Raw genomic sequence first — 16,646 nt, 5'->3', positions numbered from 1 at the left:
ACAGGCGAGGAAAACTTCCCCCGCCTGTTTTTTGTGCTTATATTTTCGAATCCTTCAACATCGTATAATAAACCCCTTGTTGTTCGATCAATTCCTCTTGGCTGCCGGATTCGATGAGTTTCCCTTGCCCCATGACATAGACGGTGTCAGCTTTCCGCACCGTATTCAGTCTGTGGGCGATGACAAAGCTCGTCCTCCCTTCCATCAGACGGTCAAGCGCCTCCTGGATTTCAAGCTCCGTGACGGTGTCGATGCTGCTTGTCGCCTCGTCGAGCAATAGCAATACAGGATCCGCGACGAGCGCCCTCGCGATGGAAAGCAATTGCTTCTGTCCTTGGGAAATTTCGCCGCCGTCCGCTGTCAGGATGGTATCGTATCCGTTCTCAAGCCTTGAGATGAAACTGTGGGCATTCGCCTTTTTCGCAGCCTCGATCACTTCTTCGTCGGTGGCGTCGAGCTTGCCGTACCGGATGTTTTCCATGACGGTCGCTTCGAATAAAAACGGATCTTGTAGAACGAATGCCATTTGGCTGCGCAATGTTTGACGCGGCAGTTCCTTGATCGATATTCCGTCGATGAGGATCTGCCCTTCATTCGCCTCGTAGAAGCGGGCTAGGAGCTGCATGATCGTCGTCTTTCCTGCTCCTGTCGCTCCAACGAATGCCGCTGTCTCGCCAGGCTTGACGTGGAATGAAATATCTTCGACCGTATAGCCGTCCGTGTCGACCGAATAGCCGAATGACACATTCCTGAACTCGACGTCCCCCGCTAAAACGGTGTCCGCATGCCTGACCGCATCGTCCTGCTCGATCGGTTCATTCATAATTTTAAATACCCGTTCCGCTCCCGCGATTGCCGAAAGGACGGTATTAAATTGGTTGGACAGATCATTGAGCGGCCTCGTGAATTGGCGCGCGTACTCAGAAAAGATGACGATCGTACCAATCGTGACGATCCCGTCCCCTTTAAGGGCTAGCAATCCACCGATGCCCGCAACGATGGCGAACGCCGCGTTGTTCAGCATATTCATCACTTTTGGAATGAATCCCGAATACGTCAACGCCCAGAATCCCGTCCGTCGCAGTCGATCGCTCTTCTCCGCGAATTCCTCCATGACGCGTTCTTCCTGTGAGAACGCTTTGATGATGCGCTGTCCCGAAATCGTCTCCTCAATCATCCCATTCAATTGACCGACCGCCTGCTGCTGCTCCTTGAACAGCAATCCCGTCCGGCGGGTAATCCACCGAATCGCGATGAACATGACCGGGACGATGAACATCGTCAGCAATGTCAAAATGGGGCTGAGGTACAGCATGACCGCGAGCGTCCCTGACAATGTCAAAATGCTCGAGAACACTTGGATGAAAGACGAATTGAGCGTCTGGCTGACGTTTTCGATGTCATTCGTCACACGGCTCATTAATTCGCCGTGCTGCCTCTTGTCGAAAAACGTGACAGGCAGCTTCTGAAGATGGGAAAACAGACTTGTCCTCAACCTGAAGATCGTCTGCTGTGCAATCCCGACCATCCAGAAGCTTTGGAAATATAGGGCAAGCGACAGTCCCGCGTAAATGGCGATCAGCGTACCGATCTTCATTCCTAACCCATCGAACTCCATCGGAATGATATGCGTATCAATGATTTTTCCGATTAGGAATGGGCCGAGCAATGCAAGAGCCGAGCTGACGAGTACGAGAGCAAGCACGAGGATAAGCAGCCCCCGCTGTTCATCGACAAGCTTCCAAATTCTAAGGAGCACCGATTTCCAATCATTCGCCCGCTCCACTTTCTTTTTTCCAGGACCTTTAATATCCTCTTTCTTGATGATCGGTTCATATCCGAACGGCTTACGAATTGTTCGCAACATCGGCAGCCACCTCCTCTTCCGATTGGGATTCGGCTATTTTCCGGTACAATGCCGATTGCTTCATGAGATCGGCATGCGTGCCATATCCGACGACCTTTCCTTCATCCAATAGGAGGATCTGGTCCGCCCCTTTCGCCGTCTGCACTTTTTGCGTGACGACGAGCATCGTTGCCGCTTCCTCTTTCAGCGCATCCCATAATGCATTTTCCGTTTTGACATCCAATGCGCTCGTACTGTCGTCGAGTATGAGGATCGAAGGCTTCCGGACGAGCGCCCGCGCGATCGATAGCCGTTGTTTTTGCCCGCCGGACAGGTTGACCCCTTTCTGTCCGACACGCGTTCCATACTTCTGCGGGAATAAATCGATCGATTCATGGATTTGCGCCTTCATCGCCGCTTCAATCAACTCATCAGGTTCCGCATCGCTATCCCCCCATGAGAGGTTTTCCAATATGGATCCCGTGAACAGGATCGATTGCTGCGGGACGAGTCCGATGGTATCGCGCAACTCTTTCAACGCCCACTCCTTCACTTCGATTCCGCCGACGTAAATCTTCCCTTCCGTCGGTTCGAACATGCGTGGAATGAGATTGAGGAGCGTCGATTTCCCCGAACCGGTTGCTCCCATGATGGCGAGCTTCTCCCCTGGTGTCACATGGAAGGACACTTTGTCCAAAATCGGTTCCGGCTTTCCTGGATAACGGAAAGAGACGTTTTCGAAACGGAGGTCCCCTTCCAAATCCCCAATACCCGAACTTTCCATGTCGTGGTTTTCCAAATCCTCATCCGCCAGCAGCACTTCCTCCATCCGTTCGGAGGATGCCTTCGCCCTGGAGAATGCACTAATGATAAATGCAAACATTGAAAACGCACCCGTCATCCGCATCGCATAGTTGACAATCGCAACAAGCTCCCCGACTTGCGCGTCACCGTTGCCAATCTCGATGGCACCGAACCAAAGGACCGCCATCAAGCTGACGTTCATAATGAACAGGAGTACGGGCAAAATGAGCTCCATCATCCGCATCGCTTTAACGGTATCTTTGCGGAGCGCCCCGGCAACTTTTGAAAATCTGCTCGCTTCGTACATGCCGCGTAAATACGCTTTGATGAGCCGGACCGCCTGCAAGTTTTCCTGGATGACGCGGTTCACCCGGTCGAGCCTGCGTTGTACCGTTGAAAAGTAGCCGACCCCTTTTCTCGCCATAATGAAGAGAAATATAAGCAGGACCGGCGCTCCAACAACGAGGTATAGCGCTAGCTTCACATTGACGAGAAATGCCATGATCAAGCTTCCGATCACGAGTAATGGCGCACGCATCATGATCCGCAGCGACATGAACAGGACGTTTTGCGCCATCGTCACATCGCTCGTCAACCGCGTGATCAATCCTGCTGTTGGGAATCGTAAAAAGGTGGCCATGGAGAATGACTGCACTTGGCGGAATAAAGCCTGGCGCAAATCAAACGCAAAGCCTTGCGCGGCATGGGCAGCGAAGTAGGAATTGATCGCCCCGGAAAAGAATGCGACGAACGCCAGACCCATCATGACGCTCCCCCATGTCCAAACGACGCCGACATCTTTCGCCAATATGCCGTCGTCGATGATTTTTGCTATCAATAAAGGCTGGATCAACTCTACCATCAGCTCCGTCAGCATGAGGAACAAGGCTATGAGTATCGGCCATTTGTACGGCTTTGCATATGAAAAAACAGTCTTCATCTTACCGGACCCCCAAAAACTCTTTCGCATTACGAATTATTTTTATTGTCACTATTATGACACAGGTAGGCATTTCTGTATAGGGCGTATATTGATTAGTTCGGATGTTCAGACATCAAGAGTCTTATGACTACGATATTTATTAACACGACATTCGGAGTTCTCGTTCTTTCAAATAAAGTTCTCATTCAATTAGATGCCCTCATTATTTATTCAAAAAACCGGAACCCTCTTCAAGGTTCCGGAGTAATTCCCTCTTCTTCTTTCTTCTTGCTTCCCGCCACTGAAAGGCCCGTGACGCCGAGGAGCATGATTACCCCTCCGACCATTTGCCATAAGCCTAAGATGCTGCCGAACCAGAGGACCGAAATGATCATCGCCGTCAGCGGTTCGAAGCTTGAGAGGATGCTCGTTTCAACCGGCGAAATATATTTCATGCTGCCGAGGAAAAGGAGGAATGCAGCCGTTCCAACGACGATGACGAGCAAGAGCATGAGAGATAAGTTCATGTCTCCGAGCGCATGGAGTTCTTTGCCGAAGTTCAGGATGTTCAAGACGAGGAGTGTGAAACCCCCGATGAGCATCCCCCATCCGACAGAGAGGAGGACTCCCCATTCATTCATAAGTTGTACAGGATACAACGTGTAAAATGCGAATGTAAATCCTACCGCCAAACCGAAGAAAAGCGCCTCCTTTGTCAATGCGAAGCCGGAGAGTGTCCCGTTCGTCAGAAGGAGGAATAGGCCCGCCATCGTGACGACCATTCCAATTACTTGGGCTGCAGGTGGACGTGCTTTTTGCCTGATCGAGACGAAGAGGATAATATAAATCGGCGCCAGGAACTGAAACAGCGTCGCAATAACCGCGTTGCTCGTATGGATGGAGCCCGCGAACGTAAATTGGACACCGAGCATTCCGATGATACCGAAGATGCACATTTGACGTAGCCATACTTTATGGCGAAGCGGGCGTGTGATGTGCACGCCTTTCAATTTCAAAATGAGAAGGAGCGCCAGCCCGGCAAGGAGCAACCGAATGATGAGCATGAAGGAGACGGACATTTTGCCCGTATCAAAAATCCACTCCATCATCGGCCCGGTCGCCCCCCATAACATCGCTCCCGTTATGATCATGAAAATTCCTTTTGCTCTTTTCACATCACTCACCCACCTTTCATTGTTGTCTAGTAAAATCGTAGATGTGCTCTTTCCGTCAAAAAAGATGTACTGTATATTTACTGAACTTCCTATATAATAAAATACATATGACATCCGAAAGGGGACTAAAAGATGAAATCGGCAAACCAAACAAATAGAACTGAACTGCCGCTTGTCATGGACAGTCTAATAGAGTTCTTAATGGTGACCCGTACGGATGGTGAAGGCTTGATCACTTATACGAATCACAACTTCTTAGCTTCAAGCAATTGGACACCAAAACGTATTCTCGGAAAATCTTTTTGGCAAATGTTTTCCGAGAATGAACATAACCAGGCGCAAGCCCATGCAATATGGAACCGTTTGTCGAACGGAAAGCCCTGGTTCGGCAAAGTCGAAAAACTGACGCGTCACGGTGAATCCTACTACGTTCAAATGTTGGCGACCCCGGTACTGAACGAAGAAGGCTCACTCGATTCCTGCACATTTTTAGAGCTCGATATTACTGAAGAAATCAAGCTGAAGGAGAAGCTCCAACAAATCGCCTTCATCGATTTCGAGACCGGACTGATGAGCCGGCACAAATTAGAGACGTTGGTCAATGAATATATCGAAGAGAATAGGCATTTTTCGTTCGTCTACATAGCAATCGATCACTATTATACACTGAAAGATCTTCAGTCGTATGATTCGGAATCGGTTTTGATCCATGAATTCACGAATCGGTTGAAACGGTTTTTCCAAGGGGATCCGATCGCAAGGGTCGGCGTAAGCCAATTTGTCGTGTTGACGTCCTTCGGGGATTGGTTCGTCCAAGGATTCCTTGAATTTTTGAAAGAGCAGCCGATCTACGTTGAAAACCACTCACTGCCGTTATCTGTAAGTGGCGGCATCGTGCGCTTCCCGGAAGATCAATCCTCCTATTCTCATTTATATAAAGCGGCATTGGCAGCGACGAAGACGATTACCGAGACAGGCGGAGGACGAATTTCCTCATTATCCGCCGAGTCCCATAAAGTGTTGAACCGCCGTTCCCTCATTGACAAGAAAATGCTGACAGCGCTCGACCATCACAATTTGCAGGTAGTCTATCAGCCACAATTGGATATTGCAACAGGGAAGGTTCTCGTGTACGAAGCGCTTGTCCGTTGGGAGGACGAGGAAATCGGTCATATCCAGCCGGATGAACTGATTCCAATTGCGGAAGAAAACGGCTTGATCCATGCGATCGGGGCCTACGTTATTGAAGAAGCCGCTACCCTTGCCGTGAAGCTGATGGCCGATAAGCCAGATATCCGCATTTCCGTCAATTCATCAGTGCGGGAGTTCGGCGACTCATCACAAATGAAAGAAAAACTGACAGGCATTTTGGAAAGGACGAAGTGCCCAGCGGACAAACTCGAATTGGAAATTACTGAAAAGTTTGCTTTCCAAGCTGAGCAGGAGCACGCAATCGTCCAACAAATGAAAGCGTTTGAAGAGGCAGGCATCCGCTTCACGCTCGATGATTTCGGCACGGGGTACGCCTCCTTCCGTTACATCCAGCAATTGCCGATTTCAAAAGTGAAAATCGATAAAGTATTCATTAATTCGCTGCTCACGATGCCGAAAACAAGGCAGCTCGTCGAGGGAATGATCCTTCTCGGCAAATCGATGGGGCTGTATGTCATTGCAGAAGGCGTAGAAACCGAGGAGCAGTTCGAAGCGTTGAAGGAAATGGGCGTCGATGCCGTACAAGGCTATTATATCGGAGGTCCAGTAAAAGGGAATGAGATTTCATAAGAAACGGAGCCGCTAAAGCGCGCTCCGTTTTTTTGTGGAAATGAATAGTGCGCTAAAAACGCATAAACCGGTTGAAACGCGCATAAATCACTACAATTACGCATAAAGCCCGCTACAAACGCATAAAAGCAGAGGACGCCTATGCACGCCCTCTGCTCCCCTATCATTTCATCTTCAACGTGCTGATTTCCTTAAAGGAATCGAGCGAATAGCTTTTGACTTCGTCCATGGATAATGTAAACAAGCTTTCGCCACTGTACACCAATCGTTGAACCTGTGTTTCCCACTCTTCGTATTGCTGGCCTGATGCTTTCTTTTGCACCAAATCGCCCTTCAGCACGATGCCACGGTCAGGTGTGATTTCATATACTAACGCTCCGGCACCTGTAAAGTCGACCTCGAACTCCTTCTCCCCTTCTTCATAAATGCTCACCGGGAAGCCGAAGAGGTTTTTCTTTTTATGCTGTAACAGCGCTTTATGGTCATATTGAAGAGGTGAATACGTTCCCCGCCCTCCAATGATTTCCGTAAACTTTTCTTCCGGATTATGGAAATCGGTTACATCGAAGAGTGAGATTTTCATCCCTTTTGTCAGAATCAACGGCTCGCCACCCGACGGATTTTTCTGCGCGGACGTTTCATATCCGAAACCGATTAAATGATTTTCATCCAATGGGTGCAAATAATTCGAGAAGCCCGGTATTTTCAATTCGCCCAACACTGTCGGATTCACCGGATCTGCAACATCGATGACGAAAAGCGGGTCGGTCTCCCGGAACGTCACCATATACGCTTTATCCCCCATGAACCGCGCCGAATAGATGCGCTCCCCTTTCGCAAGGCCTTTCACTGAACCGGTCAACTCCATGTTTTCATTCAAAATGTAAAGATGGTTTTTCGAAGGGTTTCTCTCGTCCCACATATTCCCTTCCGTCATGACGACCCGGAAATTCCCTTTGTATTCATCCATTGAAAATTGGTTCAAAATCGTGCCGCCCAACTCCGCCGAGCGGTGAAACTCCACATTCGTGCCGTCCAGCTTGAACTTGAAGATTTCCGTATCCGCTCTTCCAGGATTCCAAATCATGATTTCGGCTCCACGGGAATTCGTGCTCGTTTCATATTTCAATGCTGTCAAATATAAATGGTCCTTCGTCATGTACATCTGATCGCTGCTTCCGAGAAACCCTTTCGTTTCGAGCTGTGAAGTTTTCGGCGACGTCAAGTCGATTGCCGCGATGACGGAATAGGAAGGATCAATTGCGCCTGGCAAAATCGAGATATCCTTGAAGTCCATGAATTCCTTTTCTTTTTCATTCGAATCAAAAATACGAGGACGCAATGCGTCACCTTCAATTTCTTCCATCGCCCAAAGGTATGGATGCACATTCGTCACGAGATAAAGCATCCCATCCGTCTTCCGTGCGCTTTTCAAATAGCCTTCCACGCCGATTTCGCGAATTAACACTGGTTTTTCAGGCTTCTCAATATTGTATAAACGGATAGTCGTCAAACTATTCATCGGCATGATTTCCGCCTGGGAAGCCGACCTCTTCGGATAGCGCACCATTTTATCCCCGAGAACGATCAGCAAGTCGTCATGTAAAAAGAGCTGTGTCGGATAATAGTCGTCATTCGGTTTAATTTCTGCAGCGACTTTCATCTTTTTCGGATTCCGGATATCGATGACTTTCACGGATGTCCCTCCGAATACGGAGTATACATAATCGCCATCCGTTTTTACCATATCCGACTCATCGACCCCTTCCACTTGGATATTCGTCGACGAATGGTCGCCTCCGCCTACTGCATCCGATGATTCGGCTTTAGCACTTTCCATGGTAGCCTTTTCCGAAGATCCTGCCATGTCTTCGCTCACCGATACAGACTGCATATCTTTCGCTCTCTCAAAATACAATTTCAAATCTGCAGCAGAGCTGATCGATTCGATGGAATCATAGACGATGAAATCGACTTTTTTCTTCTTGAGCGATTTGAATTGGCTATTCACCGCTTTTTGCTCCATTCGCAACGTATAGTTGCCCGGCTGCAGCCCTTCCACTTGCAATGTTCGGCCTTTATCCGTCAATACCAATTCCGCCCCGACCTTCTCCCCGTCACGATCGGTCACATATACATACCCATTCGTAATGGCTTCCTTCGCCAAAGGCTCAGAGAAATGCGCCTTCCACCCGTTGTCACTGAGTGCCGTACCCGTCGCGAAAACATTCACCTTCTCCATGAACATTACGACACCCGTAACGACCATGACCATGATCATAGCTATGCCAAACCAAATAACCGGCTTTCTCAATTTCATCACCTTTCCTTATCTGCTTCTTTACAAAGTAGACTTGTTGAAAGCAATTACGTTTCACTTTTCGGAAAAAACATTTTTGCGGATGATTTCGAATATGGTAGTCTTATAGAGGTGGGAAAAATATTATAGGGGGTATAGGGAATGAAAACACTTACAAGATGGTCGAACACGATCATGGAAAGGTACTTGCCGGATCCATACATATTCGTTGCCATTCTGACTTTGCTCGTCTACTTGCTCGGTCTTGGCTTAACGGATTCCGGTCCGCTCGACATGGTCGTCCACTGGGGGGATGGTTTCTGGGGGCTTCTCTCCTTTACGATGCAGATGGTCATCGTGCTCGTAGCAGGACATGTATTGGCAAGCAGTCCTTTTTTCAAGAAATTATTAAGTTCGTTGGCGGGATTGGCGAAGTCTCCAGGCTCCGCGATTTTGCTCGTCACGGTCGTGTCGCTCATCGCTTGTTGGATCAACTGGGGATTCGGCCTCGTCATCGGAGCGTTGTTCGCCAAGGAAATTGCCAAAAAAGTGACGACTGTCGATTACCGGCTATTAATTGCAAGCGCTTACTCCGGATTTATCATTTGGCATGGAGGGCTCGGTGGGTCGATTCCTTTGTCCATTGCAACAGCGGATCACCCATTCTCTGGCATCATGGGTGTCGTCCCGACGTCCGAAACGATTTTTTCAACGTATAATTTATTCATTATCGCTATCCTTTTCATAACGTTACCGTTGTTGAACCGTTTCATGATGCCAAAGCCGGAGGATACGGTTTCTGTCGATCCGAAGTTGCTGGAAGAGGAAATCGAAGTGGATGAAGCTGAAGAAAAAACGCCTGCAGCACGACTTGAAAACAGCGTTGTCCTGTCGATGCTGATCGGTGCGCTAGGTGTTGTCTATCTTGTGCAGCACTTCGTCGGCAAAGGATTCGATTTGAATCTAAATATCGTCAACTTGATTTTCTTTATTCTCGGTATCATTTTCCATGGCACGCCTAAGCGTTTCCTTGCGGCAGTTGCCAATGCCGTGAAGACGGCGGGCGGGATTATCATCCAGTTCCCGTTTTACGCAGGCATCATGGGCATGATGGTAGCTTCAGGACTAGCGGGCGTCATGTCCGAATGGTTTGTCAGCATTTCAACAGAAGCGACATTCCCACTATTCACATTCTATGCTGCAGGTCTCGTTAACTTCTTCGTACCGTCGGGCGGCGGACAATGGGCGGTGCAGGCACCGATCATGCTGGATGCGGCTCAAACGCTTGGCGTCAGCTATTCGAAGACCGCAATGGCAATCGCATGGGGCGATGCATGGACGAATATGATCCAACCGTTCTGGGCTTTGCCTGCACTTGCGATTGCAGGATTGCGCGCAAAGGACATTATGGGCTATTGTGTGTTTGTCTTGATTTTGAGCGGTATTATCGTAAGTATCGGGCTGTTTTTCTTTTAATCAAACAAAAATTTCCGGAGTGTGCCTGAGAGGCAGCTCCGGATTTTTCATTTTGATTATATCGTTGTTTAATAACGAATTATGCCCTTGTTAAGTGAACGCATTGTGATGTTCCCGTTCTTCTACTAAAAGTTCTCGTTTATGTTAAATAAGTTCTCGTTCTCCAACGAAAAGTTCTCATTAAAAATGCCGGGAGATTAGCCTCTCCCGGCATTATCCATTCAATCCAACTGTTCAATACACGTCACGATCGCCCGTTTCAAATCTTCATGAGACCAGCTCGGCACTCGGCCGTGCTCAACTGCCAGTTCGTGGGAAGCCGGGATGTGGATGAAGCCCGCGAGCATGTCAGGACGATGTTCCTTCACGAAATGAAGGATGCGGTACATGACGTGGTTGCACAAATATGCGCCAGCCGTATTGGAGATTTCAGCGGGCAATCCGACGTGCTTCAACGCTTCGACCATTTTCCGGATCGGCATATTCGTGAAATAGCCGTCAGCTCCTTTATCAACAATCGGCTCATCGACAGGGGCATGGCCCTTATTATCTTTTGCGCCGTCGTTCACATTGATGGCAATCCGCTCGGGTGTGATCTTAAATCTACCACCGGACAAACCTAGTGATAGGACAGCATCCGGTTTAACCGCTTCGATGTGAGACATGATTCGGTCACCCGATACACTGAAGTCAACCGGCAGCACTTCACTATGGACCCGGTATCCCCCGATTTCCATCCCGTTCAATTCAACGACAATCCGTTGGGTCGGATTGACAGGATAATTCAAGAATGGCTCAAAGCCGGTTAACAGCAATGTTTTCATACTATTCTCCCCCTTCATTCCATATTATAACGGAATATAAAGGAAATCATTTTGATTTGAATCGTGCGGTTTTGTCCCAACCGATCATTTGCCGTTTTTTCTTCGCTTTCACGTAACGGGCCAGACTCCGAACGAACAAATACGCAAATAGTTGAGCGTACGTAAAGTACATGATGATGCTAATGAAAATATTGATAGGCGTGAACGTCCGCTCTGCAGCTTGGGCAGCAAACAGCTGGGACGTATAAACGATATAAGAAAGATACCAAATGAACAGCAACGGATAACTGTAGTGAACAGAAAAAATATCAAAAACCCCTAGAACGAACCACACGTAGGAAACGATAAGAAACAGCCAAAAAACGACATACACCATAAGCTGATGAATGGAGTGGACGAGCAGCTTCCCCTTAAAAAACCCCGGCTCCATCAACGTCTTTTCGACAATGTACAGATTACCCTGTAGCCACCGTGTCCGTTGCTTCAAGTAAACGGAGAGCGTTTCCGGCTCTTGTTCCCATGTGACAGATTTCGAGACGATCGGTAATAAATATCCCTTTTGAGTGATGCGCAATGTCAATTCCGCATCCTCGGCAATCGCGTATGGATCGTAACCGCCGAGTTCTTCGATGACGGACCGTTTGACGAGCATATTCGTCCCTGTCAAAGAACCCGTTTTGAATAATTGCCACCTCCCTGATTGCATGAGCAATTGAAACACTTGAAACTCGATGGAAATCATCCGTGTCAGCCAATTTGTAGATTCATTCAACGTTCTTACATAACCGACCGCTCCCGCCGATTGCTTCGTTACTTCCGCCATCGCCACCAATTTGGTGAGCGCGTCAGGTTCAGGCTGATTGTCCGCATCATACACGCAATAATATTTATTCCCCGATATACTTAACCCATAGTTCAACACCCTCGATTTGCCTCGGGGCTCGCCCGGCGGCACTTGTATATGGTGCACATTCGTATACGTGTCATCAAAAACTTGAGCGATTTCAGCCGTTTCATCCGTTGAGTGGTCGTTCAATATGTATATTTGCAAATCGCCTCGGTACTCAAGACCAACCATTGCTTCAATCGTCTCTTTAATGACAACACCTTCGTTATGGGCAGGAATGAGAATATCGACACCCGGATAGTTTTCAAGCTCGGGCAACGGCATTTTCTCCATTTTCATTCGATTGTAAAGGCCGGCAATCATTAATAATGTGTAATAGGACAAGAGCAAAAGGAATAAAGAAGTCGTAAAAAGCAGCAGGAAAAGGATATTATAAGCGGCCCCTACGATTAGTAAAACGATGAACAGAATGAAGAACAGTAGCAATAGAGCCGCACGATTCCTCACGACAACACCCCCTCACGCACCGCCGTCTGGCCTTCGATCCGCTCCGTCGTCATTCTCATCTTTTCGATCGCCCGCTCCTCAAAAGCTTCCCGTAGTCTATTATCAATTCTGCTTTTCACTGTCTCCAGGCCAGTGGAATCCGTATTTTGCAGCAACACGACTAGAGACTCTCCCGATTTTCCCACAATGTCAAAATGCTGCCGAACAGACATATGCAGTAGACTTCCAACTGATGCCAGCGCTGTCCGCTTCGTTGAACGCGGCAGTTCTGAAAGATCTACCCGAAGGAAATATCCTGCTTCCTTCCGTCTCGCCATCGTCGACAAAATGAAACTTGCCCGTTTTTCAAATTCCACTTGTGAGAGCACACCCTCTTCCGACAGAAATCCTTCCAACCGCAATATCCGTTGTCTCAGAAAATAGTTTTCACTTCGGAACTGATAGACGTACTTCGCTAAACTGTATAGGGCGAATAAATGGCAGAGGATCAGAAAATGAACGCCAATTGCCATCGCTTGATCTGCAGGAGTCCAGCTATCGCGGAATGCGAATACGAGAAACAGAAAAACCGTCCCTACCGTCAGGACGACATAAAAGAAAAAGGCCAATCGATCGGAACCGATGAAAAACAGGATGGCAACCAACCCAAAAACAGAATAAACCGCAAGCGGCACAGTATTGTATGTACATAATATGATGACGACCATTGATAACAGCCAAATTATTGAAGCGACTGGCATTTTCAGTTGACTCCAAACCGCAGATTTCTCCATAAACACACCTCCCAATCTTGTAATTCCCTATTTCTTAAAGTGAAAAACCAAGCGTTCCCTTCAAGTTTATTAGAACCCATACAGGGAATATCCCAAATAGACGACTTTTTAAGGAGGAATACTGAATGACTGAAGATAAATATGAGAAAAAGGATGAGCAAGTGACACCTCAGACACAAAATCAGCAGCCAGGAATTGAAGCGGAGATGGACCCGCTTCCCCTCTATGACGATGAAAACTATAAAGGCTCTGGCAAATTGAAAGGGAAAAACGCCTTGATCACCGGCGGGGACAGTGGAATCGGCCGGGCCGTTGCGGTCGCGTTTGCGAAGGAGGGCGCCAATGTGGCAATCGCCTACTTGGACGAGGCCGAGGATGTCGATGCGAATAAAACGGTTGAACTTATCGAGCAATACGGCGGTAAAGCGAAAAAGTTCCGCGTCGACATTAGTGAAGAGGAAAATTGCGAAAAGCTTGTCGACGACGTCATCGAAGAATTCGGCAGCCTGAATATCCTCGTGAACAACGCCGGAAAGCAATTCCCGAAGGACGACATCGCCCAAATTTCAAGCGATCAGCTGCGCGAAACGTTCGACACGAATTTCTTCGGCCTGTTTTATTTGTCGAAAGCGGCGCTCGCCCATATGAAGGAAGGCGACAGTATTATTAACACATCTTCCGTCACGGCGTACAACGGATCGCCGGGATTGCTTGACTATTCGGCCACAAAAGGCGCCATCACTTCATTCACACGCTCACTCGCCTTGAACTTGGCAGCAAAAGGAATCCGGGTCAACGCAGTGGCTCCGGGTCCGATCTGGACGCCATTGATTCCGGCGACGTTCGATGCACAAAAAGTGGCGCAGCACGGCTCGGATACACCGGTGAAACGCCGAGGGCAGCCATCTGAAAATGCGCCAGCATATGTCTTCCTCGCTTCTAACGACTCAAGCTATATGACGGGGCAGACGATTCATGTCGATGGCGGCGATTTTGTCGGGTCTTGATTGATTCTATAGTTAGCTTGGACTAGGGAGTGGCGGCTTTGGGCGCGGAATGCGACTCTTTGGGCGCAAAATGCCGCTTTTTGGGCGCGGAACACGGCTCTTTGAGCGCGCCAGCAACTTCACTCAAAATAAAAAAGCGATTTGCAGAACATCATCTGCAAATCGCTTTTTCTTATGCCTCTACAATATCCCGTGAATACCGTTTCTTGAAAATCAATGCAAAATAGCCAAACGTAATTGCGAGGCATGCGACCATGAAGCCGATCAACACACCGTTGCTTGCCCATAGATGCGCCATGTCCCCAGTGGAGATCGCCGCCTTGAAAGCTTGGACGGAATACGTCATCGGCAGCAACGTATTGAACACTTGAAGAGGTTCAGGAATTAATTCCAATGGAAACGTTCCTGCACTCGTCGTTAATTGCAAAATCAAAATGATGATTGCCATGAAGCGGCCCGGGTCACCAAATAACGACACCAGCATTTGAACAATCGCGATGAATGTGTAGCTTGTAATAATCGCCGTCAAAATGAACAACGGCAAGTTAAGCGTCTCCATCCCGAGGCCCCACTTGATAATGCTGACCGCAACTAGGGCTTGGACGAGTCCGACAATAGCAAGGACCGACACCTTGCTCGCCATCCATCCAAAAGCGCCGGTCGGCTTGATCGCCGGTTCAACGAGTGGGAAGACGATCGACAGTAACAAAGCCCCGACAAACAAACCGAGCGATAGGAAGTATGGCGCAAATCCGGTACCGTAGTTTGGCACTTCATTAATCCCCTCTTTTTCAACATCGACAGGAGATACAGCCATTTCATACGTTTTCTCATTCGGATGCACTTCACTCGCAGTCGCATTCGCTTCCGCAAGTTTTTCCTGCAACGTAAGTGTTCCTTCATCCAACGCCTTCATACCGTCTGTCAATTTCGCCGAGCCGTCCGCAAGCTCCTTCGATTTCGAAGCGAGCGTGCCGGTTCCTTCTTTCAACGTACCTGTGCCGGCATTCAACTCATTCAATCCGGATGCAAGGTCAGATGAACCTTTTTGCGCTTTCGCAACACCTTCCGAAAGCTGTGCAAGCCCGGAAGACAAATCTCCATTGCCTTGCGCAAGAGCAGAAGCCCCTTCCATCAACTTAGCGGAAGATCCGTTCAATTGATCAATACCCGTAAATGCTTGTGCATGTCCGTCACGCAATTGACTAGCGGAGCCGTCCAATTGGGCAGCACCGTCACTAAGCGCACCCGTTCCTGCTGAAAGTTCAGCCATGCCGCCTGAAAGCTCCGCACTTCCCTGCTGCAATTGGCTTAACGCCGCTTGTAATCCGGCTTGCTGTTCCTCCGGCAATGAAGCTAAAATCGGGGCCAATTTTTCGGATAGGTCGTTGATGCCCGCATTCACATTTTTCGAGCCTTCCGCAAGCTTTTGGGCAGCCCCGTTCAACGCAGCCGATTTTTCGTTCATGGTCCCAACCGCTTTTCCGAACTCGACTTCCTTCTGTGCAATTTGAGCATAGCTATCCCTTAACTGCTGAACACCAGCCGTATAGTCGCCAATGCCGTCTTTCAAATTCACAGCGCCTTCAGATGATTGAACCGCTCCTCTATGGAGATCCGCAACCCCTGTAGAAAGAGCGCCGATTCCTTTATTCAAATCAGCAGCGCCTTTCGCAGCATCCGCAGTCCCCTTCGCTAAACGGTCCGAACCATCTTTCAATGTCACTGTGCTAGACGCCAATGTTTCTAAATAGCCTTTCAACTCATCTGCGCCTTTTGCAAGCTCCCTTGCACCATTATGCAATTCGCCTGCGCCATCCGCAGCTTCGCCGAATCCTTCCCCCATCTGGCTGATGGAATCAAACAAATGCTCCGCATACGTGGAAGCGACCTTGTCATTCACTTCCGCACGGATCCGCTCCATCGCCGTCTCTCCGATTTGAGCAGACAAGAAGTTGAAGCCCTCATTCGGCTTGTATACAATCGTCAACTTTTCAGGGTTCTCGTCGAGCAAAGTCGTAGCGTGCTCCGAAAAGTTCTTCGGTATTTCAATCGCGATATAGTAGTCCTGATTATTCAAGCCTGCCTCCGCGTCCGCCTTGGAAACCTCCTGGATATTGAAATTGTTGCCTTCCATCAGCTTGTTGACCAATTCGTCACCTAGAGCAAGCTGTTCGCCATTCATTTCGGCTCCTTCATCCAAATTGACGATAGCCACAGGCAGTGCGTTCATATTGGCGTATGGATCCCAAAACGCCCATAGGAACATGCCCGCATATAACACAGGAATAAAAAGGATGGCAATCATCGGCACAAGCAATTTCCTCGTACGGAGAAGCTGCTTCCATTCCGCGAATATCATTGATTTCTTCATTCGTCATTCC

11 protein-coding genes are annotated in these 16,646 nt (G+C 48.6%); 3 read left to right on the top strand and 8 right to left on the bottom strand.

Features of this window, described 5'->3' with window-relative positions:
• Positions 1 to 37: 37 nt before the first annotated feature.
• The 3 genes from NIT04_RS01480 to NIT04_RS01470 form a co-directional block, all read right to left on the bottom strand.
• Positions 38 to 1,867, bottom strand: coding sequence for an ABC transporter ATP-binding protein (locus NIT04_RS01480; protein ID WP_252501841.1), 1,830 nt, complete (start codon positions 1,865 to 1,867; stop codon positions 38 to 40).
• Entirely contained in the window at positions 1,848 to 3,590 is a 1,743-nt protein-coding gene (locus NIT04_RS01475) for an ABC transporter ATP-binding protein (RefSeq protein ID WP_252501840.1), read from the bottom strand. Before NIT04_RS01475 ends, NIT04_RS01480 begins: the two co-directional genes overlap by 20 nt.
• Before the next feature lie 233 nt (positions 3,591 to 3,823).
• Positions 3,824 to 4,747 carry a DMT family transporter gene (locus NIT04_RS01470; protein ID WP_252501839.1) on the bottom strand — a complete coding sequence of 308 codons (924 nt, stop codon included), beginning with the start codon at positions 4,745 to 4,747 and terminating at the stop codon, positions 3,824 to 3,826.
• Between the two features lie 132 nt (positions 4,748 to 4,879).
• On the opposite strand from NIT04_RS01470, the gene NIT04_RS01465 reads away from it, so the two are divergent.
• The gene (locus NIT04_RS01465; protein ID WP_252501838.1) at positions 4,880 to 6,529 is read left to right on the top strand and encodes an EAL domain-containing protein; all 1,650 of its coding nucleotides are present in this window, start codon (positions 4,880 to 4,882) and stop codon (positions 6,527 to 6,529) included.
• A gap of 163 nt (positions 6,530 to 6,692) precedes the next feature.
• On the opposite strand, the gene NIT04_RS01460 is transcribed toward NIT04_RS01465, so the two are convergent.
• Entirely contained in the window at positions 6,693 to 8,849 is a 2,157-nt protein-coding gene (locus NIT04_RS01460) for a beta-propeller domain-containing protein (RefSeq protein ID WP_252501837.1), read from the bottom strand.
• Positions 8,850 to 8,990: 141 nt separating this feature from the next.
• Here NIT04_RS01460 and NIT04_RS01455 point away from each other — a divergent pair, with 141 nt between their 5' ends.
• Positions 8,991 to 10,304 carry a short-chain fatty acid transporter gene (locus tag NIT04_RS01455; protein WP_252501836.1) on the top strand — a complete coding sequence of 438 codons (1,314 nt, stop codon included), beginning with the start codon at positions 8,991 to 8,993 and terminating at the stop codon, positions 10,302 to 10,304.
• A gap of 221 nt (positions 10,305 to 10,525) precedes the next feature.
• Here NIT04_RS01455 and NIT04_RS01450 read toward each other — a convergent pair whose 3' ends face one another.
• From NIT04_RS01450 to NIT04_RS01440, 3 genes are all read right to left on the bottom strand, one after another.
• Positions 10,526 to 11,128: a pyroglutamyl-peptidase I gene (locus NIT04_RS01450; protein WP_252501835.1), complete on the bottom strand. Its 603-nt coding sequence runs from the start codon at positions 11,126 to 11,128 to the stop codon at positions 10,526 to 10,528.
• Positions 11,129 to 11,174: 46 nt separating this feature from the next.
• Positions 11,175 to 12,392, bottom strand: coding sequence for a glycosyltransferase (locus NIT04_RS01445; RefSeq protein WP_252503160.1), 1,218 nt, complete (start codon positions 12,390 to 12,392; stop codon positions 11,175 to 11,177).
• 86 nt (positions 12,393 to 12,478) lie between these two features.
• Positions 12,479 to 13,255 carry a hypothetical protein gene (locus NIT04_RS01440; RefSeq protein ID WP_252501834.1) on the bottom strand — a complete coding sequence of 259 codons (777 nt, stop codon included), beginning with the start codon at positions 13,253 to 13,255 and terminating at the stop codon, positions 12,479 to 12,481.
• Positions 13,256 to 13,380: 125 nt separating this feature from the next.
• Between NIT04_RS01440 and NIT04_RS01435 the strand changes: the two genes are divergently transcribed.
• Positions 13,381 to 14,262, top strand: a complete 882-nt coding sequence (locus tag NIT04_RS01435; protein WP_252501833.1) for an SDR family oxidoreductase — start codon at positions 13,381 to 13,383, stop codon at positions 14,260 to 14,262.
• 172 nt (positions 14,263 to 14,434) lie between these two features.
• Here NIT04_RS01435 and NIT04_RS01430 read toward each other — a convergent pair whose 3' ends face one another.
• Positions 14,435 to 16,636 carry a YhgE/Pip domain-containing protein gene (locus NIT04_RS01430; protein WP_252501832.1) on the bottom strand — a complete coding sequence of 734 codons (2,202 nt, stop codon included), beginning with the start codon at positions 16,634 to 16,636 and terminating at the stop codon, positions 14,435 to 14,437.
• Positions 16,637 to 16,646 lie beyond the last annotated feature (10 nt).

The organism is Sporosarcina sp. Marseille-Q4943 (genome assembly GCF_943736995.1).
In the GTDB taxonomy this organism is placed as follows: Bacteria; Bacillota; Bacilli; order Bacillales_A; family Planococcaceae; genus Sporosarcina.
The sequence above is the reverse complement of the archived record's forward strand: the minus strand, read 5'-3'. Positions and strand labels throughout refer to the sequence as shown.